We start from the raw sequence: 26,737 nt of genomic DNA on the forward strand, positions 1-26,737 counted from the left end.
GCGCACAGCCCGGCGAAGCGGGCTAGAGCGCGAGCAGCTCCTTGGTCGTAATGGTGAGTAGCTCGGGACCGCCGTCCGCCTCGGGGCGTACGACGAGCGTGTCATCGATCCGGACACCTCCCCGGCCGGGGAGGTGAACCCCCGGTTCGACGGTGACCGGCACGCAAGCGTCCAGTTTACCCATTGCCGTAGGTGCAAGCTGCGGGTCCTCGTCGATTTCGAGTCCGACACCGTGTCCGGTCCACGGGGAGAGGGCTTCACCGTGCCCCGCGGAGTCCAGTACGGAGCGGGCCGCGTGGTCGACCTCGCGGTACGCGGCACCCGGTACGAGGGCCTCGCGGCCTGCCCGTTGAGCGGCGAAAACAAGATCGTAGAGCTCGATCTGCCAGTCGGCCGGGCTGGTGCCGATGACGAAGGTACGCCCGATCTCACAGCGGTAGCCGCGGTAGTTGGCGCCGAGGCAGACGGTGAGGAAGTCCCCCTCCTCGACCCGGCGGTCGGAAGGCCGGTGCCGGGAGCGGCCGGAGTTCGGGCCGGTGCCGACGGAGGTCGGGAAGGCGGGGCCGTCGGCGCCGTGGTCGACGAGACGGCGCTCCAGCTCCAGCGCGAGGTGCCGTTCCGTCCGGCCGACGAGGATCGACTCCAGCAGCTCCCCGAGGGCCTGGTCGGCGATCTCGGCGGCGATGCGGAGGCAGGAGATCTCCTCCTCGTCCTTGACGAGGCGCTGCTGCTCGACCGAGAGGCCGAGGTCGGCGAGGCGGAGCCCCGGCGCGACGGAACGGAGGGCGCGGTGGCGGGCGACCGTGAGGTGGTGCTCCTCGACGGCGAGGGAGTCGGCCCGTACGACGGCGGCCATGTCTCCTGCGGCGACGGCGGGATCCGCGCCGGGGGCGGAGAGCACCGACACCCGCAGGTGCTCGTCGAGGCGGCCCTCGTCGGCCTCGCCGGTGGGGGTGTGGGAGCAGAACAGCATGTCGTCGGAGGGCCCGACCAGCAGCGCGGCACCGGGCGGGGACGCCCCGGCGAGGTACCGGACGTTCGCCGGCCGCGTGATCAGCGCGGCGGCGTTGCCCGCTGCGGCACAACGGTCGCGAAGCAGGCCCCTGCGGGTCGCGTACACGTCTGACATGACTCCGAGCCTACGAGCGCCTCGCCCATCCGGCCTGACGAGCGCCGCCGTCCGATGCCCCGCGCCTGTCCGGCGCCCGTCACACCCAACCCCGCCGGCGGGCACATCCGGCCCATGGCGCCCGGCACGTCCAGCCCCGCCGACGGGCACATCCAACCCCGGTGCCCGGCACACCCAGCCCCGCCGACGGGCACATCCGACCTCGGTGCCCGGCACACCCAGCCCCGATGCCCGGCACATCCAGCCCCGATGCCCGGCACATCCAGCCCCGATGCCCGGCACACCCAGCCCCGCCGACGGGCACATCCGACCTCGGTGCCCGGCACATCCAGCCCCGATGCCCGGCACATCCAGCCTCGCCGGCGTTTGAGGCGCGGGGTCTGGGGCGGAGCCCCAGGGAACCCGGCTCCGCCCGGACCCGCGCCTCAAACGCCGGCGGGGCTGGTTGTGCCGGCGAGGCTGGAATTGCCCTGGCGGGCTGAGATTGCCCGGCGGGGCCGGGATTGCCCGGCCGGGGCGGGGATTGGCCCGGCCGGGGCGGGGATTGCCCCGGCGGGGCTGGAAGGGGCTGCCCGGGGTGGGAGGCCGCGTAACAGCCGGAGAGGCTAGAAGGCGGGGGCCGTGATGGCGCGGGCCAGGGTTTCGTCGAGGGCGCGGGCCGTCGCTTCGACGTCGAGGTGCGAGTTGTCGATGATCGGCAGGCCCGAGCCGTACCAGCCCGCCATGCGGCCGTGGATCCGCGCGACCTCCTCGTCGGACAGCCGCCGGTTCCCGGACCGCTCCGCGTTCCGCTCCAGGACGATCTCCAGCCCCGGCAGCAGCACGACCGGCAGCAGGTGCGGGCCCACATGCCGTTTCCAGCCGCCCAGGCCCACCACCGGCCGGTCCGGGAAGACCGCGTCGTCGAGGATGCAGGAGATCCCGTTGGCGAGGTAGTTGCGGGCGGCGAACCCGCAGGTGCGGCGGGCGAGGCGGTACTGCGCCTCGGAGTGGTCGTTCCAGCCCGCCTGCGGGTCCGCGAAGCCGGAGCAGACCCACTCCCGGACGTCGTCCAGGCTCACGTGCGCGGTCGGGACCGGCCGGGTGCTGGCCCAGTGCCGGGCCACGGTGGTCTTCCCCGCGCCGGCCGGGCCGATCAGCAGCACCGCGAGCGTCGCCCCGCCGGTGCCCGGCGCCACGGGGGCCACCGGCGGCAGCGGGATGTGCCCCGTCGGCTCCTGCCCGGGGAACGGGACCGGGACCGGCGCCGGCGGCGGTGTCGGCCACCCCTGCGCCGGCGGTATCGGCGGCTGCGGCGGGGGCGTCACCGGAGGCTGCTGTCCGGGCTGCTGGCCCCAGCCCGCTCCCCCGTCCCCGACTTCTTGCTGCATCCGCTGCCACTCCGTCTCGTTCCAGGTACTGATGCGAGAACGTTATATGACCGCGCGCCCCCGACCGCCCACCGGCGGCCGGGGAGCGTCGTCAGGCGGAGACTTCCTCCGCCAGCGCGCGCAGCGCCAGCCGGTACGAGCCGAGGCCGAACCCGGCCACCGTCCCGGTCGCCACCGCGGCGATGACCGAGGTGTGCCGGAACTCCTCGCGGGCGTACGGGTTCGAGATGTGCACCTCGATCAGCGGCGCGGTGCGCTGCGCCGCCGCGTCCCGCATGGCGTACGAGTAGTGCGTGAACGCGCCCGGGTTGATCACGACCGGGATCTTGCCGTCCGCCGCCTCGTGAAGCCACCGGACCAGCTCGCCCTCGTCGTTGGTCTCGCGGACCTCGACGTCGAAGCCGAGCTCCTCGCCCAGCGTGCGGCAGCTCTCCACCAGCCCGGCGTACGAGGTGGCCCCGTACACGTCGGGCTCGCGGGACCCGAGCCGGCCCAGGTTCGGGCCGTTCAGGACGAGGACCCTGCGGCTCACGCCGACACCTCGCCGTACGCGGCGATCAGGTGCGCCGGGTCCGGGCCCTCCAGCACGGTGGGCTTGCCCAGGCCGTCGAGGACGATGAAGCGCAGCAGGTTGCCGCGGGACTTCTTGTCGACCTGCATGGTCTGGAGCAGCTTGGGCCACTGGTCGCCGCGGTAGGTCAGCGGCAGCCCGACGGCGGCGAGGATCTCGCGGTGGCGGTCTGCGGTCGCGTCGTCGAGCCGGCCGGCCAGCCGGCCGAGTTCGGCCGCGAAGACCATGCCGACGGAGACGGCCGCGCCGTGCCGCCACTTGTAGCGCTCGTTCTTCTCGATGGCGTGCGCGAGGGTGTGGCCGTAGTTGAGGACCTCGCGCAGGCCCGACTCCTTGAGGTCGCTGGAGACCACGTCGGCCTTGACCTGGATGGACCGCACGATGAGCTCGGCCGTGTGCGGGCCCTCGGGCGTACGGGCCGCCGCCGGGTCGGCCTCGATCAGGTCGAGGATCGCCGGGTCGGCGATGAAGCCCGCCTTGATGATCTCGGCGAGGCCGCTGACGTAGTCGTTGACCGGCAGCGAGTCGAGGGCCGCGAGGTCGCAGAGCACGCCCGCCGGCGGGTGGAAGGCGCCGACGAGGTTCTTGCCCTCGGCGGTGTTGATGCCGGTCTTCCCGCCGACCGCCGCGTCCACCATGGCCAGCACGGTCGTCGGGACGGCGATCCAGCGCACCCCGCGCAGCCAGGACGCCGCGACGAAGCCCGCCAGGTCGGTGGTCGCCCCGCCGCCCACACCGACGATCACATCGGTACGGGTGAACCCGGACTGCCCGAGCGCCTTCCAGCAGTACGCCGCGACCTCGATGGTCTTGGCTTCCTCGGCGTTCGGCACCTGGATGGCCACGGCCTCGTAGCCCTGGTCGGCCAGGTCGTCCCGCAGCGCCTCACCGGTCGAGGCCAGCGCCTCGGGGTGGATCACGGCGACCCGCTGGGCCTTCGTGCCGATCAGGCTGCCCAGCTCGCCGAGCAGCTGCCGGCCGACCAGCACGTCGTACGCCTCGTGTCCGGCGCTCGCGCCGACCTGGATGCGCGTCACCTGGTCTGTCATACGTCCTTCAACTCCAGAGCGTCGAGGACCGCCTGGGCGACCTCTTCGGGGGTGCGTTCGTCGGTGGCCACCACGACGCGCGCGACTTCGGTGTACAGGTGGCGGCGGGCCTCCATCAGCTCGCGCCACTGGCGGCGCGGGTTGACGGCGAGCAGCGGGCGCGCGGCGCCCAAGCCGACGCGCCGGACGGCTTCCTCCACGTCCATCGACAGGTACGCGACGGGCAGCCCGGCGAGCAGCTCGCGCGTGCCCCCGTCGAGGACGGCGCCGCCGCCGAGGGAGAGCACTCCGGTGTGCTCGGCGACGGCGGCCGCGACGGCCCGGCGCTCCAGCTCACGGAAGTGCGGCTCGCCCTCGTCGATGAAGAGGTCGGAGATCTCCCGGCCGGTGGCCGTGACGATGTCGGCGTCGGTGTCCCGGTAGGGGACGCCGAGCCGTTCGGCGAGGAGTTCTCCCACCGTGGACTTGCCGGACCCCATGGGGCCGACCAGGACGATCAGTGGGCCGCGGTTCACCGGATGCGCAGGTGTTCGAGGTAGGAGCGGACGTTGCGGCGGGTCTCCTCGACCGAGTCGCCGCCGAACTTCTCGACGACGGCGTCGGCCAGGACGAGGGCGACCATGGCCTCGGCGACGATGCCGGCGGCCGGGACGGCGCAGACGTCGGAGCGCTGGTGGTGGGCGGCAGCCGCCTCGCCGGTCGCGACGTCCACCGTCGCGAGGGCCTTCGGCACGGTCGCGATGGGCTTCATCGCGGCGCGCACGCGCAGCAGTTCACCGGTGGTCAGACCGCCCTCGGTACCGCCGGAGCGGCCGGAGGTCCGCCGGATGCCCTCGGGGGTGGAGACGATCTCGTCGTGCGCCTGCGAACCGGGGACGCGGGCCAGCTCGAAGCCGTCGCCGACCTCGACGCCCTTGATCGCCTGGATGCCCATGAGGGCGGCCGCGAGGCGCGCGTCGAGACGCCGGTCCCAGTGGACGTGCGAGCCGAGGCCGACCGGGACGCCGTAGGCGAGGACCTCGACCACGCCGCCGAGGGTGTCGCCGTCCTTGTGGGCCTGGTCGATCTCCGCGACCATCGCCTTCGACGCGTCGGCGTCGAGGCAGCGCACCGGGTCGGCGTCGAGCTTCTCGACGTCGGCGGGGGTGGGGTAGACGCCGTACGGGGCCTTCGCGGTGGCCAGTTCGACCACGTGCGAGACGATCTCGATGCCCGCGACCTCCTTGATGAAGGAGCGGGCGATGGCGCCGAGGGCGACGCGCGCGGCCGTCTCGCGGGCGCTGGCGCGCTCCAGGATCGGGCGGGCCTCGTCGAAGCCGTACTTCTGCATGCCGGCGAGGTCGGCGTGACCGGGCCGCGGGCGCGTCAGCGGGGCGTTGCGGCCCGTGTCCTTGAGCAGCGAGGGGTCGACCGGGTCGGCCGACATCACGGTCTCCCACTTCGGCCACTCGGTGTTGCCGATCATGACCGCGACCGGGGAGCCCTGGGACAGGCCGTGGCGGACGCCGCCGAGGAAGGTGATCTCGTCCTGCTCGAACTTCATCCGGGCACCGCGGCCATAGCCGAGCCGGCGCCGGGCCAGGTGGTCAGCCACCAGCTCGGTGGTGACCGGGACGCCGGCGGGAAGGCCCTCCAGCGTCGCCACCAGCGCCGGTCCGTGGGACTCTCCGGCGGTCAGCCAACGCAACCTGCTCAACGATGCTCCTCATGCTCGCGCCTGGCTACTGCGACGGCGCGACCGGGTGCGCGGCCCGGACCCGCCGTACTTGATCCTCCCATGTCCGGCGGCCGGGACCGCGCTCCGGTCCAGCTATCGGACGGTGGACCGGCGCCGCCGCAGCCGGTTCCCGGCCTCCCAGAGCACCGCGAAGGCCAGCAGTCCCCCGATGGTCCACTTCGCCCAGCCGGGCAGCACGTCGCTGACCAGGGCCCCGATGAAACGGAACACCCCGCCCGCGATGTCCCACCGCCCGGCCAGTATCTGGCTCGATTCCGCCGTCTCCACGCCGTCCCCCCTCGCTCCCGAACACGCGGGTGAGAAGCCTAACGGGAGCGGAGCGCGGCCTCTCCGGCCGCACGCATGGCGGCCAGGGGCGCCCGGGGCCGCCCGGTCATCCGCTCGACCTGGAGGACGGCCTGGTGGACGAGGAGGTCCAGGCCGCCGATGAGCTTGCCGCCGCGCTCGGACCAGGCCGCCGCGAGGGCCGTCGGCCAGGGGTCGTACAGGACGTCGAACAAGGTCCCCGCGCCGTCCGGTACGGAGGCGGCCAGGGCGTCCGTGGTCCCGGCCGGGGTGGTCGCGATCACCAGCGGCTCGGCCAGCGCCTCGGCCGCCAGCGACCAGTCGGCGGTACGGACGGCGACGCCGAGGCGCTCGCCCCACTGCCGCATCTCGTCGGCGCGGGCGCGCGAGCGGACGTACGCCGTGACCTCGCCGGTGCAGATCCGCGAGAGCGCGGCCAGCGCCGAGGAGGCGGTGGCGCCCGCGCCGAGGATGGCGGCGGACGGCACCTTCTCCACGCCGCGCTCGTGCAGCGCGGAGACGATGCCGGGGATGTCGGTGTTGTCGCCGAGGCGGCGGCCGTCCTCGGTGAAGACGACCGTGTTGACCGCCTCGACCGAGGCGGCGGTGTCACTGATGCCGTCGAGCAGCGGGATGATCGCCCGCTTGAGCGGCATCGTCAGGGAGAGCCCGGCCCACCCGTCGCCGAGGCCCGCCATGAACTCCGGGAGCGCGGCCTCGTCGATCTCGAACCGGTCGTACGACCAGTCGGCGAGGCCGAGCTCCTGGTAGGCGGCGCGGTGCAGAACCGGTGAGAGGGAATGCTCGATGGGCGAACCCAGCACCGCGGCCCTTATGTGTGACATGTACCGCTACCCGCCGTTCTTCTGCTTCTGCCGCGCCTGGAACTCGGCGACGAGCTTGAGGTGCTCGTCGTAGGTCTTGGTGAAGGTCGTCTTGTTGCCGTCGACCGACACGAAGAACATCCAGCCGCCGTGGTCCGGGCTGAGCGTAGCCGTCAGCGCGTCCATGCCCGGGTTCCCGATCGGGCCGGCGGGCAGACCCTTGATGAAGTGCGTGTTGTAGGGGTTGTTGAACGCCTGGGCTTCCTTGAGGTTGAAGTTGATCTCGCTCTGGCCCTTGGCGTAGTTGTACGTCGAGTCGAACTCGATCTTCTGGTTGGTGACGTCGTTGGTCTTCTTGAGGCGGTTGTAGACCACCTCGGACATCTTCCGGAAGTCGTCGTGGTTCTTGCCCTCGGCGTTGACGAGGCTGGCGACCGTGACCACCTGGAGCGGATTCTCCAGGCCCAGCTCCTTGGCCTTGCCCTCGACGCCCAGCTCCGCGTACTTGTCGCTCGCGTTCTTGACCATCTGCTTGAGCAGGGACTGGGGGCTGCTCGACTTGGTGAGGTCGTAGCGCGCCGGGTACAGGAAGCCTTCGAGGGGGTCCATGATCTTCGGGTTGCTGTTCGCCCAGGCCGGCAGTCCGAGGTTCTTGACCTCCCGCTGGGCGACCTCGGCGGTCGTGCCCTGGGGCTGGCCGAGCTTCCTGTCGATCGCCTCGTACACCGTGGCGTTGCGCATGCCCTCGGCGATGGTGATGACGTTCAGCTTGCTGGGGTCGGTCATCAGCTCGACGGCGGCCGCGGCCGACATCTTCTTCTTGAGCGGGTAGACGCCCGGCTGGATGGCCTTGCCCTTGGGGTGGAGCCCGGCGGCGTTGACGAACGCCTGGGCGCTGGCGACGACCCCGTTCTCCTGGAGGATCGTGCCCATCTTGAACAGGCCCGCGCCCGGGGGGATCTCCACGTCCACGGTCTCGTCGAGGCCGGCGCCCGCGTAGTCCGCGGGGGCGCCGAAGCGTGCCTTGAGGTAGGTGTAGCCGTAGTACCCGCCGCCGCCGACCACGCCGACGATCACCACGGCGGCGATCAGGCAGGCCATGCCGCTGCGCTTCTTGGGCTTGTCCCCGCCCTTGCCCTTCGAACGGCCCGGGCGGCGGCCGCCGCCGCCCGCCCCGTCGGGATCGTCGTCGTCCTCGTCGCGGTCGGAGAAGAAGGAGCCGGGCTCCTCCTCGTCCTTCGCCTCCTCGGCGTCCTCCTGCCACTCCTCGGCCTCCGGCTCCGGCGCCAGGTGGCGCTGGTTCGGGGGCTGCGGCGGCGGATAGGCCTCGGGGGTGCTGTACAGGTCGGGGGCCTCGCCCGTGTAGCCGCCGACGGGCTGCTGGGTGTACGGGTCGACCGCCACGTACGGATCGGCCGGCGTGGTGACCTGCGGGCTCTGGCCCGTGTCCCAGACCTGGCCGGCGTACGTCGGCTGCGGCTGCTGCTGCGGCTGCTGCGGCTGCTGGTTCCGCTGCTGGTACTGGGGGTCCTGGTACTGCTGCGGGGCATAGCCCTGCTGCTGCCCGGGGTACTGCTGCTGCGGCTGCTGCGGATACGGCTGGTGCTGCGGCTGCTGGGCGTACGGATCGTGCGGGACCTGCTGCGGCTGCGGGTACGGCGGCTGCTGCTGGTACTGGGGCTCCTGGTACTGCGGCTCCTGCGGATACCGCTGCTGGGGGCCACCGCCCTGGGGCATCTGACCCTGCTGGGTCTCGTGCCCGTTCCACCCCTGGTCGCCGTACAGCGGGTCCTCGGGGGGCCACGGTTCGGAGCCGCGGCCCCGGCCATACTCAGTCATCGATCCCCTAGCGCCGCGAGACGAAGGCCACGGTTACGTTCTTTCCGCGACACCCGGTACCGCCTCTTTGGTGGTGGGCGACGGCTGTTCGAATGCCGTCTCATCGCGCGGAACGTTACCGTATCGCGATCAGACAACCACTTCGACGCACTCGCCGGGCGGATTACCTGATACCCGTTCGGTCTCAAGAGCGTTCTGAAGGATCACCACGGCGGCGGCCTGGTCGATGACCGACCGCCCCTTCTTGGCGTTCTTCCCGGACGCACGCAGCCCCTGGGCGGCGGTGACCGTGGTCATCCGCTCGTCCACGAGACGGACCGTCACCGGCTTGATGCCCTTGGCGAGTTCACCCGCGAAGGCACGTACCTTGACCGCGGCCGGCCCCTCCCGCCCGCTGAGCGAGCGGGGGAGGCCGACCACGACTTCGAGGGGCTCGTACTCCTCGACGAGCTGCCGCAGCCGCCGGTGGGCGAACGGGACGTCCCGGCCCGGCACGGTTTCCACCGGTGTGGCGAGGACCCCGTCGGGATCGCAGGAAGCGACCCCGATCCGGGCGTCCCCGACGTCGATGGCGAGCCGGCGGCCACGGCGCAGAGTCATCGTCAGACCGTCTCGACGACGAGGCGCTCGACCGCGGCGATGGCGTCGGGGATCGCGGCCGGGTTCTGGCCACCGCCCTGGGCCACGTCCGGCTTGCCGCCACCGCCGCCACCGAGGGTCTTGGCGGCGGTACGGACCAGGTCGCCGGCCTTGAGACCGCGCTCGCGGGCGGCCTCGTTGGTGGCGATGACGGTCAGCGGGCGGTCGTTCGCCGTGGTGAACAGGGCCACGACGGCCGGGCGGTCACCCTGGATGCGACCGCGGACGTCGAGGACGAGCTTGCGCAGGTCGTCGGCGCCGGTGCCGTCCGGGACGCTGCCGACGACGAGGGCGACACCACGGATGTCCTGGGCGCCCGCGGCGAGACCGGCGGCGGCCTGGAGGACCTTCTCCGCGCGGAACTTCTCGATCTCCTTCTCGGCGTCCTTCAGCTTGCCGAGCATAGAGGCGATCTTCTCCGGCAGCTCCTCCGGACGTCCCTTGACCAGCTCCTGGAGCTGGGCGACGACCGTGTGCTCCTTGGCGAGGAAGTTGTACGCGTCCACGCCGACCAGGGCCTCGACGCGGCGCACGCCGGAGCCGATGGAGGACTCGCCGAGCAGCTTCACCAGACCCAGCTGGGCGGTGTTGCCGACGTGGGTGCCGCCGCACAGCTCCTTGGAGAAGTCGCCGATGGTCACGACGCGCACGCGCTCGCCGTACTTCTCGCCGAACTCCGCGATGGCGCCCTGCTTCTTCGCCTCGTCGATGCTCATGATCTCGGCCGTGACGTCGAGCTCGCGGGAGAGCACGTCGTTGATCTTCTGCTCGACGTCGGTGAGGACCGTGCCGGGGACGGCGTTCGGCGAGCCGAAGTCGAAGCGGAAACGGCCGGGCGAGTTCTCGGAACCGGCCTGGGCGGCCGTCGGGCCGAGGGCGTCGCGCAGCGCCTGATGCGTCAGGTGCGTGGCCGAGTGGGCGCGGGCGATGGCCCGGCGGCGGCTCACGTCGATGGCGGCGTACGCGGAGGCGCCCACCGTCACCTCGCCGACCTGGACGGAGCCCTTGTGCACGGAGACGCCCGGGACCGGCTGCTGTACGTCGCGGACGACGATGACGGCGCCCGAGTCGAGCTTGATGCGGCCCTGGTCGGCGAGCTGGCCGCCGCCCTCGGCGTAGAAGGGGGTGCGGTCGAGGACGACCTCGACCTCGTCGCCCTCGGAGGCGGCGGGCGCGGAGACGCCGTTGACCAGGAGGCCGACGATGGTGGACTCGCCCTGGGTGGTGGCGTAGCCGGTGAACTCGGTGGCCCCGGAGCCGTCGGCGATCTCCCGGTAGGCGGACATGTCCGCGTGACCGGTCTTCTTGGCCTTGGCGTCGGCCTTGGCGCGGTCGCGCTGCTCCTGCATCAGGCGGCGGAAGCCGGGCTCGTCCACGGAGAGGCCCTGCTCGGCGGCCATCTCCAGGGTGAGGTCGATCGGGAAGCCCCAGGTGTCGTGGAGCAGGAACGCCTTGTCGCCGGAGAGGACGGTGCCGCCGGCGGCCTTGGTCTCGGACACGGCGGTGTCGAGGATGTTGGTGCCGCCCTTGACGGCCTTGAGGAAGGCGGCCTCTTCGGCGAGCGCGACCGTCTCGATGCGCTTGCGGTCGGTGACCAGCTCCGGGTACTGCTGCCCCATCGTGTTGATCACGACGTCGACCAGGTCCTGGACCACGGGGCCGGTGGCGCCCATGAGGCGCATGTTGCGGATGGCGCGGCGCATGATGCGGCGCAGCACGTAGCCGCGGCCCTCGTTGCCGGGGGTGACGCCGTCGCCGATGAGCATGACGGAGGTGCGGATGTGGTCGGCGACCACGCGCATCGAGACGTCGGTACCCTGGGCGGCGCCGTACTGCACGCCGGTCAGCTCGGTGGCCTTGTCCATGACCACGCGCAGGGTGTCGGTCTCGTACATGTTCTGCACGCCCTGCAGGATCATCGCGAGGCGTTCGAGGCCGAGACCGGTGTCGATGTTCTTCGACGGCAGGTCACCGAGGATCGGGAAGTCTTCCTTCCCGTCGCCGGCGCCGCGCTCGTACTGCATGAAGACCAGGTTCCAGATCTCCACGTAGCGCTCGTCGTTGACGGCCGGGCCGCCCTCGACGCCGAAGTCGGGGCCGCGGTCGTAGTTGATCTCGGAGCACGGGCCGCAGGGGCCGGGGACGCCCATGGACCAGAAGTTGTCCTTCTTGCCCAGGCGCTGGATGCGCTCGGCGGGAACGCCGATCTTCTCGCGCCAGATCGTCTCGGCCTCGTCGTCGTCGAGGTAGACGGTGATCCAGAGCTTCTCGGGCTCAAGGCCGTAGCCGCCGTCCGCCACGGAGCTGGTGAGCAGCTCCCAGGCGTACTTGATGGCGCCTTCCTTGAAGTAGTCCCCGAAGGAGAAGTTGCCGCACATCTGGAAGAACGTGCCGTGGCGGGTGGTCTTGCCGACCTCTTCGATGTCCGGCGTACGGACGCACTTCTGCACGCTGGTGGCGCGGGGGGCCGGGGGCTTGGTCTCGCCGAGGAAGTACGGCTTGAAGGGGACCATGCCCGCGTTGACCAGCAGCAGAGTCGGGTCGTCCGCGATGAGCGACGCCGAAGGGACAACGGCGTGACCGCGCTCCTCGAAGAAGCTCAGCCAGCGGCGGCGGATTTCAGCCGACTCCATCAGTGGTCCTCATTCCGGTCGTACGAAAACTTCATGTGGGTGGTCTTGTCGTTCTGGATGGCCCGCGTCCGCCGCGGCCCGGGGAGGGCGGTGACGTTGTCGGGCCGGTCTGGGTCCTGGTGGAGTCCCAGTGCATCGTTCAGCTCGTCCTCGCGCTGCGTCATTCCCGCCTTGACGTCGAGGGCGAAATCCTTGAGGCGGTGACCCGCCTCGACGGCCTTGTCCGCGGCCTGCGCGGCGAGGCTCTCCGGCGTCAGCTTCTTGAGCTGGCGGTTGACCTTGGTGGTGGCCCACACGCCGGCGGCGGCGCCTGCGGTGAACCAGAAGGCTCGGCGGAACATCGGAGGTCTCAGCCCTTCTGCTTCCGGCGCCGGGCGGCCGGCACCGTACGGCCGACGATCACGGTGCGCCGGGTGGTCTTCTGCGGAGCTTCGTCGGTCTTGCCCAGCGCCTTGCGGACTCCGTAGCCGAAGGCCGCGACCTTGACCAGCGGGCCGCCGAAGGCGGAGGCCACGGTGGAGGACAGCGCGGAGGCGTTCGAGGTCACTTCCTGGACGTCGCTCGCGATCGCGTCGACGCGGTCGAGCTGCGTGCGCGCGGAGCGGACGGTCGTGGAGGCGTCGGCCAGCAGCGGGACGGCCTGATCGGTCACGTCGGCCACCAGCTTGGTGGTCGCTTTGAGCACCTGGGCCAGTCTCACCAGCACCACGGCGAGGAAAGAGACCAGGATCGCCCAGAAGACGGCCACGAGGATCCCGGCCACCTCTCCACCGGACACGTTGCACCGCTCCCTGCACATCGATCAGTACGCGAAAAAGTCGTCCTCCGACCCTATCGCGCCGGAGATCCGCCGCCGTACCGGAATTCCGGTGCCGGGCCCCTCGCGTTGTACGCGGCGCATTCGGACCAGTACCCTCCGTGTCCCATGCGACAGCGACCCCTTCACACGAACACCCGGGGCAATCTTCCCTCAGAGCTGAGCGGCCTCGTCGGGCGGGGTCGCGAACTGGGCGAGCTGGCGCGGCTGCTGGAGTCCTCGCGGCTGGTCACCGTGACCGGTGTGGGTGGGGTCGGCAAGTCCCGGCTGGTCCTGGCGGCGGCCCGGCGCGAGGCCGAGCGGGCGGCGGAGCGGGCGGCGGAGCCCTCGGACGGCGCGCCGGAGGGGCTGCGGGAGGAGCCGCAGGAACGCTACTGCGACGGCGTGTGGCTGGCCGAACTGGCCTCCGTACGGGATCCGGAGCTACTGGAGCTGACGCTCGCGGAGGCCCTCGGGCTGACCGACCACACCACCCGCCCGCCCCGGACCGTACTGGCCGAGCACCTGGCCGGGCGGCGGATGCTGCTCGTCCTGGACGGGTTCGAACAGCTGGTGGAGGAGACCGCCGCCCTGGTACGGGAGCTGCTGGTCCGCTCTCCCGGCCTGCGGGTGCTCGCCGCCGGGCGGCGTCCGCTCGCGCTCGACGGGGAGCAGACGTTCCCGCTGGCCCCGCCGGACCCGGAGGAGGCCCTGGCCCTGCTGTGCGCGCGGGCGGCGGCCGCCGATCCGGGCTTCACGGTCACGGAGGCCGGCCGGCCGGTGCTGGCCGAGCTCTGCGCCCGGCTGGACGGGCTCCCCCTCGCGCTGGAGCTGGCGGCCGGCCGGCTGCGGGCGCTGTCCCCGGCGCAGCTGCTGGCCCGGCTGGAGGACCGGTTCGCGCTGCTCACGGGCGGGACGCGCGGGGCGCTGCCCCGGCACCGGGCGCTGCGCACGGCGATCGGCTGGAGCCACGAGCTGTGCACGGCGCCGGAGCGGCTGCTGTGGGCCCGGCTGTCGGTGTTCGCCGGGCAGTTCGACCTCGACGCCGCCGAGTACGTGTGCTCGGGCCCGGACCTGCCGGTGGAGTCGGTACTGGACCTGGTCGGGGAGCTGCTCGCGCAGTCGCTGCTGTGCCGGGTGGAGACGGGGGCGGGGGTCCGCTACCGGATGCTGGAGACCGTACGGCTCTACGGGGCGGGCTGGCTGGAGTCGCTGGGGGACGCGGCGCGGCTGCGGCGGCGCCACCGGGACTGGTACACGGGGCTGGCGACCTGGTGCGAGCTGGACTGGTTCAGCCCGCGCCAGCACGAGGTGGCCGCGCTGATGGAGGCGGAGCTGGCGAACCTGCGGCTCGCCCTGGAGTGCTGCCTGGAGGATCCGGAGGAGGTCCACCTCGGCCAGTACCTGGCGGGGACCCTGTGGTTCTACTGGGCGGGCTGCGGGCGGCTGACCGAGGGCCGGCACTGGCTGGACCGGGCGCTGGAGAACCTCCCGCAGGCGGGGTACGAGGGCTCGCGGCTGAAGGCGCTCTGGGTGCTGGGCTACGTGGCGGCCCTCCAAGGCGACACGGTGGCCTCGATGAGCGCCCTGTACGAATGCCGGGACGGGGCCGCGCGGACGGAGAACCCGGTCGCGGCGGCGTACGCGGTGCACCGGCTGGGCTGCCTGGCGCTGGTCTCGGACGACATGGCGCGGGCCGGGGAGCTGCTGGGCTCGGCGCTGGAGCGCTACCGGGAAGCAGGGGAGCTGAACAGCAACGTGCTGATGTGCCAGGTCGAGCTGGCCATGGCGCTGGCCTTCCAGGGCGATCTCGCGGGCGCGCTCTCGCTGTGCCGGGAGGTCCGGGACATCTGCGAGGAGCGGGGGGAGCGCTGGACGAAGGCGTACGCCCTGTACGTACTGGCGTACGCGGCCCTGGACGCGGGCGGCACCGGGGAGGCGCGGCGGCTGCTGGCCGAGTGCGTGGCGATCAACCACGCCTTCCGGGACCTGGTGGGGCTGGTGCTGGCGGTGGAGCTGCTCGCGCTGGTCACGGTCACCGAGGGCGAACCGGCCGAGGCGGCGGTGCTCCAGGGCGCGGCGGAGCCGATGTGGGACGGGGTGGGCCTGCGGCTGTTCGGCTCGGGGTACTTCAACGCGCCGCGGCTGATGTGCCAGGAGCGGGCGGGTGAGCTGCTGGGCGCGGAGCGGTACGCGGCCTGCGCCGGGCACGGCCGCGCGCTGGCGCTGGACGAGCTGGTGGAGCGGGCGCTGCGGGGTCCGGAGCCGAAGCCGGTGCCCCCGCTCCCGAGGCCCCGTACGGCGGCCGGGCGGGCGGGCGGCGGGGTACCCGGGAAGCAGGAAACCCGCCGGCTCCCCCGAGGGGGAACCGGCGGGCTGACCAGCCTGTGAGGCTACGTCCGCAGATGGATCAGCGGGCGTAGTACTCGACGACGAGCTGCTCGTCGCAGATGACCGGAATTTCCTTGCGGTTCGGGTCGCGGTCCAGGCGGAAGGCCAGGGCCTTCAGGTTGACCTGCAGGTAACGGGGGGTCTCGCCCTCGCCTGCGTAGCCACCCTCACGGGCAACCTGGAACGGAACCTTCTCGCGGCTGCGCTCGCGAACGGTGATGACGTCGTCCGGGCGGACACGGAACGACGGCTTGTCGACCTTGTCACCGTTGACCTCGATGTGGCCGTGAACGACCATCTGGCGGGCCTGGTAGATGGTGCGGGCGATGCCCGAACGCAGAACCAGGGCGTCGAGGCGACGCTCGAGCTCGACGACAAGCGCCTCGCCCGTCTTGCCTTCGGCCTTCTTGGCGCGGTCGTAGGCGCGAGCCATCTGACGCTCAGAGATGTCGTACTGGGCGCGCAGACGCTGCTTCTCGAGCAGACGAACCTTGTAGTCCGAGTTCTGCTTGCGGCCACGGCCGTGCTCGCCCGGCGGGTAGGGGCGGGCCTCGAAGTACTTGACGGCCTTCGGGGTCAGCGCAATGCCGAGGGCACGCGACTTCTTGACCTTGGGTCGCTTCTGGTTCACGTGGAACCTACCTCCATGTAAGTTAGGTGAGGCTTACCTTAGCGAGGAGGACGTAATGTCTCGACCACATGGGATCCCCCTGCCCAGTGCGCGCCGAAGTTCGGGTTCCAACGAAACGGAATCCGCTTTCGACGACGATAAGCAAGGTCAGCCGCGTCCCAGGGAAGGCGTTCGGCAGCTCACCGGAGCCGAACGCGTACGAACCCTCGTAGAGTCCAACGCCTCAGTATCCCTCACGCTGCCGGGTGCTTTCGACCAGGGCGAGTTCGGGACAGGGGTGGTGGCCGCGCGGACCGTCACCCCGGACGGGGACGTGATTCTCCTTGTTCCAGGGGAATCCGCGGCTGCCAGGGCAGCCGCTTACGCCCAGGACGACGACCTCACGGCCGTGATCGAGATCACGGATGTGGCGCCGGTGTCCGTGCCCCATCGTATCCGAGGCCGCGCGTGGCTGGCCGGGTGGCTGACGCGGGTGCGCGGGGACGACCGCGCGGTGTGTGCGGCGCTGATGGCGGAGCGGCACCCGGTGGGCGAACTGCTGGGGGTGCACGGCGGCGCCTCCTACGTCCTGCTCCGCCTGGAGGTCGGCGAGATCTCGGTGGACGACCTGTGGGGCACCGACCACGTCGACCCCGAGGACCTGGCGGCGGCCGAGCCGGACCCGCTGGTGCACCACGAGACGGAGGTGCTCCAGCACCTGGCGTCCGCGCACGCGGACCGCGTCGCCGACCTGTGCGGGCTGCTCGGATCGCGCGAGGCCGACGGGATGGCGGCGGTACCGCTGGCCCTGGACCGCTTCGGCCTGCGGGTCCGCTTCACGGGCGGCGGCGTCTCGTCGTTCGACGCCCGCTTCGACTTCCCGGACCCGGTGGCCGACGCCTGCGGGCTGCGGCAGGCGATGCGGCGGCTGTTCGCGGCGGCCGGCGAGCGGACTGAGGACCCGGCGGAGAACCCTGCGGACGACAGGGCCGGCGACCGGGCCGGCGACCGGGCGGCCGACTAGCAGGTGGCCAGCATCGCGCCGAGCGCGGCCTTCTCGGGCGCGGTGACGGACAGCCCGTACCTCGCCTTGATCCCGGTGTAGCGGCGGGCGTACTCGCACCAGTACGTCCTCAGCGGCGGCTTCCACTTGTCGGCGGTCCTGCTGCCCTTGTCCTGGTTGGTCCGTTTGTCGACGGCGAGGAGCACGTCGAGGTCGTTCGCGTACTCCAGCCTGCGCTGCGGCGTCCAGGCGTACGCCCCGGCCCGCCAGGCCGCTCCGAGGGCGACGACGTGGTCGGTCTCGATCTGCGAGGCGCGGCGGTAGGAGTAGGGCAGCCGCTTGCCGGTGTACGGGTCGTCCAGCACGCCCGAGATGACGACGCAGCGGTTCCGGTCGCCCTCGCGGAGCTCCTTCAGGTCCCGGCGCAGGACGTCGTCCCGGGTGTCGCAGCCGTTGCGGCCGCCGGTGGCATCGGTCTCGTCGGACCAGTAACGGCCGAAGTTCTCGCGCTTGTACGTCTGCCAGTTCCTGCCCCGCTCGACCTTGAGCCGAGCCAGCTGGGCCTCGGCGGCCGCCGCCCCCGGCGGAAACCCGGGCCCGACGAGCGGGAGCGCGCTCCCCGCGGGCGGCCCGGGGTTCCCGTGATGACACCCGCCGATCAACAGCGCCGCCGCCACGGCGATGAGCGAAGCCCTGCGTCCCATGCCAGGACCCTAGGCCCGGGACCGGCCCTTCCCCGGCCCCCACGCCGCCGGCGGAGCCTGAGCCCGCGCCCAGTGCCGGCCCGTCAGGGGTGGTCGGTGCGCAGCCGCTCGCGGACCTTTTCGACGACGTCCGCGTACCGCGCCTCCGCGCCGTACCGCGTCGGCTCGTAGTAGCGCTTCCCGTGGATCTCGTCCGGCGCGTACTGCTGCGCGGCGATGCCGCCCGGCACGTCGTGCGGGTACACGTAGCCCACCGCGTGTCCCAGCTTGGCCGCTCCCTTGTAGTGCCCGTCCCGCAGGTGCGTCGGCACGGCCCCGGCCAGTCCCGCCCGGACGTCGGCCAGGGCCGCGCCGATCGCGGTCGTCGCCGTGTTCGACTTCGGGGCGAGCGCCAGGGCGATCGTCGCGTGCGACAGGGTCAGCGCCGCCTCGGGGAAGCCGATCATCGCCACCGCCTGCGCCGCCGCGACGGCGATCGGCAGGGCCGTCGGGTCCGCGAGCCCGATGTCCTCGCTGGCCGAGATCATCAGGCGCCGCGCGATGAACCGGGGGTCCTCCCCCGCCTCGATCATCCGCGCCAGGTAGTGCAGCGCCGCGTCCACGTCGGAGCCCCGGATCGACTTGATCAGCGCGCTCGCCACGTCGTAGTGCTGGTCGCCGTCCCGGTCGTAGGTGACCGCCGCCCGGTCGACCGCCTCCTCCAGCGTCTGGAGGCTGATCTCCGCCTCCCCCTTGGCGATCGCCGATCCGGCCCCCGCCTCCAGCGCCGTCAGCGCCCGCCGCGCGTCACCGCCCGCGATCCGCAGCAGGTGCGCCTCCGCGTCCGCCGGCAGGGTCACCGCCCCGCCGAGCCCGCGCTCCTCCTCCAGGGCGCGCCGCATCAGCGCGCTCAGGTCCTCGTCCGTCAGGGATTCCAGCGTGAGCAGCAGCGAGCGGGACAGCAGCGGCGAGATGATCGAGAAGTACGGGTTCTCGGTGGTCGCCGCGATCAGCGTGACCCACCGGTTCTCGACGGCCGGCAGCAGCGAGTCCTGCTGCGCCTTGCTGAAGCGGTGGATCTCGTCCAGGAAGAGGACGGTCTCCTTGCCGTACCCGCCGGCCGCCCGCTTCGCGCCCTCGATGACGGCGCGTACCTCCTTCACGCCCGCGGTGATGGCCGAGAGCTCCACGAACCGCTTCTGCGTCGCCTGGCTCACCACGTACGCGAGGGTGGTCTTGCCGATGCCCGGGGGGCCCCACAGGATCACCGAGGAGGCCCCGGCGGGGCCGCCCGCGCCCTCCCCGACGAGCCGGCGCAGCGGCGATCCGGGCTTCAGCAGGTGTTGCTGGCCGACGACCTCGTCCAGGGTGCGGGGGCGCATCCGGGCGGCGAGCGGTGCGCTCGTGGGGTCCTTCTCCCGGCGTTCTTCGGCGGCGGCGGTGAACAGGTCTGGTTCCACACAGGAAGCCTAAGCGAGCCCACCGACAGCGCCGCCGCGGCTCAGGAGGTCCAGAAGTCCCACCAGCGGGTCAGGATCAGCATGCCGATGATCCCGACGTGCAGGACGGGCAGCACCCAGGTGAACTCGTCGAGGAAGCCGCGCAGCCAGCCGGGGGCCGGCAGCAGCCGCTCCCGCACGTTGTGCGCGGTGACGTACCAGAACATGAAGATCGTGGCGACCCAGGCCAGGCAGCACCACAGGCACAGCGAGTTGATGTTGTACAGGGACTGGTACATCAGCCAGGCGCAGAAGACGACGCCGAAGAGGGTGCCCACGTTCAGGGTCAGCCAGTACCAGGGACGGAACCGCGCGCCCGCCAGCAGGCTCATGCCGACGCAGATCACGATCCCGTAGGCGACGAGGCCCAGCATCGGGTTCGGGAAACCGAACACGGCCGCCTGGTCGCTCTTCATGATGTTGCCGCAGGAGACGATGGGGTTCAGGCTGCAGCCCGGGGTGAAGTTCGGGTCCTCCAGCAGCTTGAACTTGTCGATCGTGATCACCCAGGCCGCGAGCAGGCCCGCGGCTCCCGTGATCACCAGCAGCAGCGCCAGGGCGCGGCTGCCCCCGACGGTCCGCGGGGCGGTCTGCGCCTCAGCACTCTTCGTCGTCATACCGCCCGCTCCACATCTGCCAGGTGATCAAGCCCCGGACATTGTGCCGCACCTGCCTGTGTGCCGGCCGTTCGGTGGACATAAGTTCGGTGGACATAAGTAAGGGCGGGGCAGGGGATCCGTACGACGGAATCACCCCGCCCCGCCCGAAGACGGCCGGCGGCCGGAGCGGATCAGGCCAGCTTGGCCCGCAGCACCTCGGCCACCTCGGCGAGCGCGACCGGGGACTGCTCCCCGGACTCCATGTCCTTCAGCTGGACCACGCCCTCGGCGAGGTCGCGGTCGCCCGCGACGACGGCGAACCGCGCGCCCGACCGGTTGGCGTCCTTCATCGCACCCTTGAGGCCCTTGCCCCCGTACGAGATGTCCGCCGCGATCCCGCTCTTGCGGAGCTCCGTGACCAGCCCGAACAGCACCGGCTTGGCCTCGCCCAGCGCCACCGCGAACACCGAGGTCGCGGCGGGGATGTCCAGCTCGACGCCCTCGGCCTCAAGGGCCAGGACCGTACGGTCGACGCCGAGCGCCCAGCCGACCGACGGGAGCGCCGGTCCGCCGATCATCTCGGAGAGGCCGTCGTAGCGGCCGCCGCCGCCGACCGCCGACTGCGAGCCCAGGCCGTCGTGGACGAACTCGAAGGTGGTGCGGGTGTAGTAGTCCAGCCCGCGCACCAGCTTCTCGTCGTCCTCGAAGGTGACGCCTGCCGCCGTGATCAGCGCCCGCACCTCCTCGTGGTACGCCTTGCACGCGTCGCACAGGTAGGCGCGCAGCATGGGGGCGCCGGCCAGCTGCTTCTGCACCTCGGGCCGCTTGTCGTCGAGGACGCGCAGCGGGTTGATCTCGGCCCGGCGGACGGTCTCCTCGTCGAGGTCGAGGCCGCGCAGGAACGTCTGGAGCGCCTCCCGGTACACCGGGCGGCACTCCTGGTCGCCCAGCGAGTTCAGCAGGATCCGGAAGTTGCGCAGGCCCAGGGTGCGGTACGCCTGGTCGGCCAGGATGATCAGCTCGGCGTCCAGCGCGGGGTCCTCGGCGCCGATCGCCTCGGCTCCGACCTGCGAGAAGTGGCGGTAGCGGCCCTTCTGCGGGCGCTCGTAGCGGTAGTACGAGCCGGAGTACCAGAGCTTGACCGGCAGGCCGCCGGCCTTGTGCAGGTTGGCCTCCAGCGCCGCGCGCAGCACGGAGGCGGTGCCCTCGGGGCGCAGGGCGAGGTTGGCCCCGCCCTTGGTGGTGAGGGTGTACATCTCCTTCGTCACGATGTCGGTGGACTCGCCGACGCCGCGGGCGAACAGGTCGACGTCCTCGAAGCCGGGGGTCTCGACGTACCCGTAGCCGGACAGGCGCAGCGGGCCGGAGATGGCGTCGCGGACGGCCAGGTACTTCGCCGAGTACGGCGGGATGAGGTCGTACGTGCCCTTGGGGGCCTTGAAGGTGCTCACGAAACTCTCGTCACATTCCTCGTCGTGGAGCGGCGGTGCCGTCTCCGAGCCCGGCCGCGACGTCCCGCAGGTACGGGTTGGTCGCGCGCTCGCGGCCGATGGTGGTCTGGGAACCGTGTCCGGACAGCACGACGGTCGAGTCGTCCAGCGGCAGGCACACGCGGGCCAGCGACCGGAGCATCTCGGCGTGGGAGCCGCCGGGCAGGTCGGTGCGTCCGATGGAGCCGGCGAAGAGCAGGTCGCCCGAGAAGAAGACCGACGGGATGTCGGCCGCCTCGGGCATCCTGAAGGTCACCGACCCCTTCGTATGGCCGGGCGCGTGCGCCACCGAGAATTCCATTCCGGCCAATTTCAGGCTGCTGCCGTCGGTCAGCTCGCGGACGTCGTCCGGCTCCCCCACGGTCAGCTCGCCCATGAGGGGCATCCCGATGGAGCGGCCGAGGGCCTTCTCCGGGTCGCTCATCATGTAGCGGTCCGCGGGGTGGATCCAGGCCGGTACGTCGTGTGCTCCGCACACGGGGACCACCGAGGCGACATGATCGATGTGGCCGTGGGTGAGGACGACCGCGACGGGCTTGAGCCGGTGCTTCCTCAGCGTCTCCTCGACACCCTGGGTGGCCTGGTGGCCCGGGTCGATGATGACGCACTCCTCACCGGCGGCGGGGGCGACCACGTAGCAGTTGGTGCCCCAAGCGCCTGCGGGGAACCCGGCAATCAGCACGTTCGTCCTCAATCGTCGTCCGGCGGGAGCCGCGGCTGCGGCCGCGGATCGCAATGTTGCTGTTCAGAGCCTACCGGCGGCGCTCATTACACAGCGAACCCATATACGGTACGGCCTAACCGAGCCCGGACAGCGGTACCAGAGACGCACAAGGAGACGACCCGGTGGTCACGAGCGATCAGCGACGGCGACAGCTCGCCAGGGAGAAGTACGAGCGCCAGCAGAAGCGCCGCGCGGAGGCCCGGCGGAAGGCCCGGCGGCGTACGGCGCTGATCGGCGCGGCCGCGGCCGTGGTGGTCGCGACGGTCGTCGGCCTCGTCGTGGGCGGCGTCTTCGACTCGGACGGGAAGAAGAAGGCGTCGGAGCCTTCGGGGCCGCCCGCGATGGCGATCGACAAGAGCGCGAAGTACACCCTCGGCCTGACGACGAACTCGGGCGCGATCAAGGTCTCGATGGACGCGGCGAAGACGCCGGAGACGGTGAACTCGTTCAAGTCGCTGGCCGACAAGAAGTTCTTCGACGGCACCAAGTGCCACCGGCTGACCACCGACGGCATCTTCGTCCTCCAGTGCGGCGACCCGGAGGGCACCGGCAGCGGCGGCCCCGGCTACACCATCAAGGACGAGAACCTGGACTCGCTGGGCAAGCCGAACGAGACGGGCAAGGTGGTGTACCCGGCGGGCACGGTGGCGATGGCCAACACCGGGCAGCCCAATTCGGGCGGCAGCCAGTTCTTCCTCGTCTACAAGGACACCCAGCTGCCTCCCGGCTACACGCCCTTCGGGACGATGGACGCCGCGGGCCTGAAGGTGGTGGAGGGGATCGCCAAGGCGGGAACGGCCGACGGGGCCACGGACGGCGCCCCGAAGAACACCGTGACGATCGAGAAGGCCACCGTCGGCAAGGACTGACGGGGCACGGCGCCGCCGGGCCCGGCCGGCCCGCATCCCGTACGGCGATATTCCGTCGTGCGGGATGCGGACAGCCGGCCCGGCGGTCGCCTATGTTGGCGTTGTGCAGGGCGGGCGCGGCCCGCCCCAGGAAACTGTGGACGATGCCCAGGGGGTGAACCCCTCGCAAGGCATCAGGTGGAGGAGGCGCTGTGAGCAGCGACCCGTGGGGCCGTGTCGACGAGACGGGCACCGTGTACGTGCGTACGGCCGAGGGCGAGCAGGTCGTCGGCTCGTGGCAGGCAGGCACCCCTGAGGAGGCCCTGGCCTACTTCGAGCGCAAGTACGAGGGCCTGGTAGTCGAGATCGGCCTCCTTGAGCGGCGGGTGCGGACCACCGACCTGTCCGCCAAGGACGCCCAGACCGCGATCGACCACCTGCGCACGCAGGTGGACGAGCACCACGCCGTGGGCGACCTCGGCGCGCTGCGGGTCCGGCTGGACAAGCTGGTGGCGACGGTCGACTCGCGCCGCGAGGAGCGCAAGGCGCAGAAGGCCAAGCAGACGGACGAGGCCCGTGCGGCCAAGGACGAGCTGGTCGCGGAGGCCGAGCAGCTGGCGCAGAGCGACCAGTGGCGCAGCGCCGGTGAGCGGCTGCGGGCCCTGGTGGACATCTGGAAGGGGCTGCCGCGTCTCGACCGCAAGTCGGACGACGAGCTGTGGCACCGCTTCTCGCACGCCCGCTCGGCCTTCTCCAAGCGCCGCAAGGCGCACTTCGCCTCGCTGGACGCGCAGCGCGAGGACGCCCGCAAGGCGAAGGAGAAGCTGGTCGCGGAGGCCGAGGCGCTGTCGAAGTCGACGGACTGGGGTCCGACGGCGGCCCGCTACCGCGAGCTGATGGCGGACTGGAAGGCGGCGGGCCGTGCTCAGCGCGAGTCCGAGGACGACCTGTGGAACCGTTTCCGCGGTGCGCAGGACGTGTTCTTCGCGGCGCGCGGCGAGGTCTTCGCCGAGCGTGACGCCGAGCAGACCGAGAACCTGAAGGTGAAGGAGGAGCTGGCCGACGAGGCCGAGAAGCTCGTCCCGATCACGGACCTGAAGGCGGCCCGTGCCGCGTTCCGCTCGCTCAACGAGCGCTGGGAGGCCGTCGGCCACGTGCCGCGGGACGCGCGTCCCAAGGTCGAGGGCCGGATGCACGCGGTGGAGCGGGCGATCCAGGAGGCCGAGGAAGGCGAGTGGCGCCGTACGAACCCGGAGGCGCGGGCCCGTGCGGCCGGTCTGACGGGTCAGCTGCAGGCGGCCGTGGACAAGCTGCGCCAGCAGATCGACGCGGCGCGCGCGGCGGGCAACAACGCGAAGGCCGACAAGCTGGCGCGCGAGCTGGAGGGCCGGCAGGCGCTGCTGGACCAGGCGCTCAAGGGTCTTGAGGAGTTCGGCGGCTGACGCGGTCCGGGCGGCGGCTTTCAGCCGCCCGGGCGAGTACGGCGAGAGGGGCCCGGTACGGATGTCCGTACCGGGCCCCTCTCGCCGTACTCGCGCGGGTTACGGCCGGCGGGCCGAGGTGACGCGGTAGACGTCGTAGACGCCCTCGACGCCCCGGACGGCCTTCAGGACGTGTCCCAGGTGCTTGGGGTCGCCCATCTCGAAGGTGAACCGGGAGGTGGCGACCCGGTCGCGGGAGGTCTGGACGGCCGCCGACAGGATGTTCACGTGCTGGTCCGACAGGACCCGGGTGACGTCCGACAGCAGCCGGGACCGGTCCAGCGCCTCGACCTGGATGGCGACGAGGAACACGGAGGACTGGGTGGGCGCCCACTCGACCTCCAGCATCCGCTCGGGCTGCTGGGAGAGGGAGTCCACGTTGACGCAGTCGGCGCGGTGAACCGATACTCCACTGCCGCGCGTGACGAACCCGATGATCGGGTCGCCGGGTACCGGGGTGCAGCAGCGGGCCAGCTTGACCCAGACGTCGTCGACGCCCTTGACGACCACGCCCGGGTCGGCGTTGCTGCGCCGCTTGTTGCGGCTGCGGGACGGCGGGACGCTCTCCTCGATGTCCTCGTTGGCGGCTTCCTCGCCGCCGAGGGCCTGGACGAGCTTCTGTACGACGGCCTGCGCCGAGACGTGTCCCTCGCCGATCGCCGCGTACAGCGAGGAGATGTCGGGGTAGCGCATCTCGTGGGCGAGGGTGACGAGCGAGTCGCCGGTCAGGATGCGCTGGATCGGCAGGTTCTGCTTGCGCATGGCCCGCGCGATGGAGTCCTTGCCCTGCTCGATGGCCTCGTCGCGGCGTTCCTTGGAGAACCAGGCGCGGATCTTGTTGCGGGCGCGCGGGGACTTGACGAAGCCGAGCCAGTCGCGGGAGGGGCCCGCGCCTTCGGCCTTGGAGGTGAAGACCTCGACGAGGTCCCCGTTGTCGAGGGTCGATTCGAGCGGCACGAGCCGCCCGTTGACCCGCGCCCCTATGGTCCGGTAGCCGACCTCGGTGTGGACGGCGAACGCGAAGTCCACGGGGGTGGCCCCGGCCGGGAGCGCTATGACGTCGCCCTTGGGCGTGAAGACGAAGACCTCGTTGCGGGAGAGGTCGAAGCGCAGCGAGTCGAGGAACTCGCCCGGGTCCTCGGTCTCCTTCTGCCAGTCGAGCAGCTGCCGCAGCCAGGCCATGTCGTTGACGGTGTCCTGGCCGGCGCTGCCCTTGGCGGCCTGCGGGACGTCGGTGCGGACCTTGGAGGTGCCGGCGACGGTCTGCTGCTTGTACTTCCAGTGCGCTGCGATGCCGTACTCGGCGCGGCGGTGCATGTCGAAGGTGCGGATCTGGAGTTCGACCGGCTTGCCGCTGGGTCCGATGACCGTCGTGTGCAGCGACTGGTACATGTTGAACTTGGGCATCGCGATGTAGTCCTTGAACCGGCCGGGGACCGGGTTCCATCGCGCGTGCACGGTGCCGAGGGCGGCGTAGCAGTCGCGGACGGTGTCGACGAGGACGCGGATGCCGACCAGGTCGTAGATCTCCGCGAAGTCGCGGCCCCGCACGATCATCTTCTGGTAGACGCTGTAGTAGTGCTTGGGCCGTCCGGTGACGGTGGCCTTGATCCGGGCCGCCCGCAGGTCGGTCTGGACCTCGTCCGTGACGACGGCGAGGTACTCGTCGCGCTTGGGGGCGCGCTCGGCGACCAGGCGGACGATCTCGTCGTACATCTTCGGGTAGAGGATCGCGAAGGAGAGGTCTTCGAGTTCCCACTTGATCGTGTTCATGCCCAGGCGGTGGGCCAGGGGCGCGTAGATCTCCAGGGTCTCGCGGGCCTTCTTCTCCTGCTTCTCCCGCTTGAGGTAACGCATGGTGCGCATGTTGTGCAGGCGGTCGGCGAGCTTGATGACGAGGACCCGGGGGTCCTTGGCCATCGCGACGACCATCTTGCGCACGGTTTCGGCCTGCGCGGCCTCGCCGAACTTGACCCGGTCGAGCTTGGTGACGCCGTCGACGAGCAGGGCCACGGCGTCGCCGAAGTCGCGGCGCAGCTGTTCCAGGCCGTACTCGGTGTCCTCGACGGTGTCGTGCAGCAGGCCCGCCATCAGCGTCGCGGGGTCCATGCCGAGCTCGGCGAGGATCGTGGTGACGGCGAGCGGGTGGGTGATGTACGGGTCGCCGCTCTTGCGCTTCTGTCCCCGGTGCCAGCGCTCGGCGACCTGGTACGCCTGCTCGATCTGGCGCAGCGTCGCCGTCTCGATCTTCGGGTCGTTGCCGCGGACGATGCGGAGCAGCGGTTCCAGTACCGGGTTGTACGGGTTGGAACGCTGCACTCCGAGGCGGGCGAGGCGGGCGCGCACCCGGTTGGAGGACCCGGCGGGCTTCAGCGGCGCGGGCTTGACCGGCGGCGCCGGCGGGGGCGTGGCCGGGGCCGCCTTGGCGGGCTCGGCCTGCGGGTCGGGCTGCGCGGCGGAGATTGGCTGGACCTCGTCTGGCAAGAGCGCTCCTCAGGGGGTCCCCCCGGACGAAGTGTGGGGGAGGATCCGGTAC

At 71.6% G+C, this 26,737-nt stretch carries 24 protein-coding genes; 4 read left to right on the forward strand and 20 right to left on the reverse strand.

Going from position 1 to position 26,737, the window contains the following annotated elements; all coding sequences use genetic code 11:
• Positions 1–22 precede the first annotated feature (22 nt).
• From IE248_RS22605 to IE248_RS22665, 13 genes are all read right to left on the reverse strand, one after another.
• Positions 23–1,129, reverse strand: a complete 1,107-nt coding sequence (locus IE248_RS22605; protein WP_008740421.1) for an aminopeptidase P family protein — start codon at positions 1,127–1,129, stop codon at positions 23–25.
• A 605-nt stretch (positions 1,130–1,734) separates the two neighbouring features.
• Complete coding sequence (locus tag IE248_RS22610) at positions 1,735–2,499, reverse strand: AAA family ATPase (RefSeq protein WP_229895467.1); 765 nt, start codon at positions 2,497–2,499, stop codon at positions 1,735–1,737.
• A gap of 91 nt (positions 2,500–2,590) precedes the next feature.
• Positions 2,591–3,031: a type II 3-dehydroquinate dehydratase gene (gene aroQ / locus IE248_RS22615; RefSeq protein ID WP_008740427.1), complete on the reverse strand. Its 441-nt coding sequence runs from the start codon at positions 3,029–3,031 to the stop codon at positions 2,591–2,593.
• Positions 3,028–4,119, reverse strand: coding sequence for a 3-dehydroquinate synthase (gene aroB, locus IE248_RS22620; RefSeq protein WP_008740429.1), 1,092 nt, complete (start codon positions 4,117–4,119; stop codon positions 3,028–3,030). The genes aroQ and aroB overlap by 4 nt, the downstream gene beginning before the upstream one ends.
• Positions 4,116–4,634, reverse strand: a complete 519-nt coding sequence (locus IE248_RS22625) for a shikimate kinase (protein WP_008740431.1) — start codon at positions 4,632–4,634, stop codon at positions 4,116–4,118. The genes aroB and IE248_RS22625 overlap by 4 nt, the downstream gene beginning before the upstream one ends.
• Positions 4,631–5,815, reverse strand: a complete 1,185-nt coding sequence (aroC, locus tag IE248_RS22630; RefSeq protein WP_190031547.1) for a chorismate synthase — start codon at positions 5,813–5,815, stop codon at positions 4,631–4,633. Before aroC ends, IE248_RS22625 begins: the two co-directional genes overlap by 4 nt.
• Positions 5,816–5,929: 114 nt before the next feature.
• The gene (locus tag IE248_RS22635; RefSeq protein ID WP_073795916.1) at positions 5,930–6,124 is read right to left on the reverse strand and encodes a hypothetical protein; all 195 of its coding nucleotides are present in this window, start codon (positions 6,122–6,124) and stop codon (positions 5,930–5,932) included.
• A gap of 38 nt (positions 6,125–6,162) precedes the next feature.
• Positions 6,163–6,987 carry a shikimate dehydrogenase gene (locus tag IE248_RS22640; RefSeq protein WP_190031548.1) on the reverse strand — a complete coding sequence of 275 codons (825 nt, stop codon included), beginning with the start codon at positions 6,985–6,987 and terminating at the stop codon, positions 6,163–6,165.
• A 6-nt stretch (positions 6,988–6,993) separates the two neighbouring features.
• Positions 6,994–8,805: an endolytic transglycosylase MltG gene (gene mltG, locus IE248_RS22645; RefSeq protein WP_190031549.1), complete on the reverse strand. Its 1,812-nt coding sequence runs from the start codon at positions 8,803–8,805 to the stop codon at positions 6,994–6,996.
• 129 nt (positions 8,806–8,934) lie between these two features.
• On the reverse strand, positions 8,935–9,405 hold the full coding sequence (gene ruvX / locus IE248_RS22650) for a Holliday junction resolvase RuvX (RefSeq protein ID WP_037792326.1): 471 nt from the start codon (positions 9,403–9,405) through the stop codon (positions 8,935–8,937).
• A gap of 2 nt (positions 9,406–9,407) precedes the next feature.
• Positions 9,408–12,077, reverse strand: coding sequence for an alanine--tRNA ligase (gene alaS, locus IE248_RS22655; protein ID WP_073795922.1), 2,670 nt, complete (start codon positions 12,075–12,077; stop codon positions 9,408–9,410).
• Positions 12,077–12,418, reverse strand: a complete 342-nt coding sequence (locus tag IE248_RS22660) for a DUF6167 family protein (RefSeq protein ID WP_073778945.1) — start codon at positions 12,416–12,418, stop codon at positions 12,077–12,079. Before IE248_RS22660 ends, alaS begins: the two co-directional genes overlap by 1 nt.
• 8 nt (positions 12,419–12,426) lie before the next feature.
• Positions 12,427–12,855 carry a DUF948 domain-containing protein gene (locus IE248_RS22665; protein ID WP_037792333.1) on the reverse strand — a complete coding sequence of 143 codons (429 nt, stop codon included), beginning with the start codon at positions 12,853–12,855 and terminating at the stop codon, positions 12,427–12,429.
• Between the two features lie 147 nt (positions 12,856–13,002).
• On the opposite strand from IE248_RS22665, the gene IE248_RS22670 reads away from it, so the two are divergent.
• Positions 13,003–15,264, forward strand: a complete 2,262-nt coding sequence (locus IE248_RS22670) for an ATP-binding protein (protein ID WP_190031550.1) — start codon at positions 13,003–13,005, stop codon at positions 15,262–15,264.
• A gap of 19 nt (positions 15,265–15,283) precedes the next feature.
• On the opposite strand, the gene rpsD is transcribed toward IE248_RS22670, so the two are convergent.
• Positions 15,284–15,895 (reverse strand): 30S ribosomal protein S4, encoded by a 612-nt coding sequence (gene rpsD / locus IE248_RS22675; protein ID WP_008740451.1) that lies wholly within the window; start codon positions 15,893–15,895, stop codon positions 15,284–15,286.
• 388 nt (positions 15,896–16,283) lie between these two features.
• On the opposite strand from rpsD, the gene IE248_RS22680 reads away from it, so the two are divergent.
• Positions 16,284–16,898: a DUF2470 domain-containing protein gene (locus IE248_RS22680; protein ID WP_308438172.1), complete on the forward strand. Its 615-nt coding sequence runs from the start codon at positions 16,284–16,286 to the stop codon at positions 16,896–16,898.
• On the opposite strand, the gene IE248_RS22685 is transcribed toward IE248_RS22680, so the two are convergent.
• The 5 genes from IE248_RS22685 to IE248_RS22705 form a co-directional block, all read right to left on the reverse strand.
• Positions 16,895–17,581: an HNH endonuclease family protein gene (locus IE248_RS22685; protein ID WP_190031552.1), complete on the reverse strand. Its 687-nt coding sequence runs from the start codon at positions 17,579–17,581 to the stop codon at positions 16,895–16,897. The two genes, IE248_RS22680 and IE248_RS22685, sit on opposite strands and share 4 nt — an antisense overlap.
• 83 nt (positions 17,582–17,664) lie before the next feature.
• Positions 17,665–19,020 (reverse strand): replication-associated recombination protein A, encoded by a 1,356-nt coding sequence (locus IE248_RS22690; RefSeq protein ID WP_008740456.1) that lies wholly within the window; start codon positions 19,018–19,020, stop codon positions 17,665–17,667.
• 41 nt (positions 19,021–19,061) lie between these two features.
• Entirely contained in the window at positions 19,062–19,676 is a 615-nt protein-coding gene (locus IE248_RS22695) for a vitamin K epoxide reductase family protein (protein ID WP_123076997.1), read from the reverse strand.
• A 173-nt stretch (positions 19,677–19,849) separates the two neighbouring features.
• On the reverse strand, positions 19,850–21,109 hold the full coding sequence (gene hisS / locus IE248_RS22700; RefSeq protein WP_073795929.1) for a histidine--tRNA ligase: 1,260 nt from the start codon (positions 21,107–21,109) through the stop codon (positions 19,850–19,852).
• A 10-nt stretch (positions 21,110–21,119) separates the two neighbouring features.
• Positions 21,120–21,830, reverse strand: coding sequence for an MBL fold metallo-hydrolase (locus IE248_RS22705; RefSeq protein WP_008740462.1), 711 nt, complete (start codon positions 21,828–21,830; stop codon positions 21,120–21,122).
• Between the two features lie 164 nt (positions 21,831–21,994).
• Here IE248_RS22705 and IE248_RS22710 point away from each other — a divergent pair, with 164 nt between their 5' ends.
• Both IE248_RS22710 and IE248_RS22715 read left to right on the forward strand, forming a co-directional pair.
• Positions 21,995–22,741 carry a peptidylprolyl isomerase gene (locus tag IE248_RS22710; protein ID WP_073795931.1) on the forward strand — a complete coding sequence of 249 codons (747 nt, stop codon included), beginning with the start codon at positions 21,995–21,997 and terminating at the stop codon, positions 22,739–22,741.
• A gap of 191 nt (positions 22,742–22,932) precedes the next feature.
• Positions 22,933–24,162: a DUF349 domain-containing protein gene (locus IE248_RS22715; protein ID WP_037792334.1), complete on the forward strand. Its 1,230-nt coding sequence runs from the start codon at positions 22,933–22,935 to the stop codon at positions 24,160–24,162.
• A gap of 99 nt (positions 24,163–24,261) precedes the next feature.
• Here IE248_RS22715 and IE248_RS22720 read toward each other — a convergent pair whose 3' ends face one another.
• Positions 24,262–26,685, reverse strand: a complete 2,424-nt coding sequence (locus IE248_RS22720; RefSeq protein ID WP_073795932.1) for a RelA/SpoT family protein — start codon at positions 26,683–26,685, stop codon at positions 24,262–24,264.
• Between the last annotated feature and the right edge of the window lie 52 nt (positions 26,686–26,737).

Source organism: Streptomyces goshikiensis (genome assembly GCF_014650555.1).
Taxonomy (GTDB): domain Bacteria; phylum Actinomycetota; class Actinomycetes; order Streptomycetales; family Streptomycetaceae; genus Streptomyces; species Streptomyces goshikiensis.

Bases quoted from the DNA above. Each gene is read 5' to 3' on its own strand.
- IE248_RS22605 (WP_008740421.1), bottom strand. From the start codon at position 1,129: ATGTCAGACGTGTACGCGACCCGCAGGGGCCTGCTTCGCGACCGTTGT.
- IE248_RS22610 (WP_229895467.1), bottom strand. From the start codon at position 2,499: ATGCAGCAAGAAGTCGGGGACGGGGGAGCGGGCTGGGGCCAGCAGCCC.
- aroB (WP_008740429.1), bottom strand. From the start codon at position 4,119: ATGACAGACCAGGTGACGCGCATCCAGGTCGGCGCGAGCGCCGGACAC.
- IE248_RS22640 (WP_190031548.1), bottom strand. From the start codon at position 6,987: ATGTCACACATAAGGGCCGCGGTGCTGGGTTCGCCCATCGAGCATTCC.
- mltG (WP_190031549.1), bottom strand. From the start codon at position 8,805: ATGACTGAGTATGGCCGGGGCCGCGGCTCCGAACCGTGGCCCCCCGAG.
- ruvX (WP_037792326.1), bottom strand. From the start codon at position 9,405: ATGACTCTGCGCCGTGGCCGCCGGCTCGCCATCGACGTCGGGGACGCC.
- alaS (WP_073795922.1), bottom strand. From the start codon at position 12,077: ATGGAGTCGGCTGAAATCCGCCGCCGCTGGCTGAGCTTCTTCGAGGAG.
- IE248_RS22660 (WP_073778945.1), bottom strand. From the start codon at position 12,418: ATGTTCCGCCGAGCCTTCTGGTTCACCGCAGGCGCCGCCGCCGGCGTG.
- IE248_RS22670 (WP_190031550.1), top strand. From the start codon at position 13,003: ATGCGACAGCGACCCCTTCACACGAACACCCGGGGCAATCTTCCCTCA.
- IE248_RS22685 (WP_190031552.1), bottom strand. From the start codon at position 17,581: ATGGGACGCAGGGCTTCGCTCATCGCCGTGGCGGCGGCGCTGTTGATC.
- IE248_RS22695 (WP_123076997.1), bottom strand. From the start codon at position 19,676: ATGACGACGAAGAGTGCTGAGGCGCAGACCGCCCCGCGGACCGTCGGG.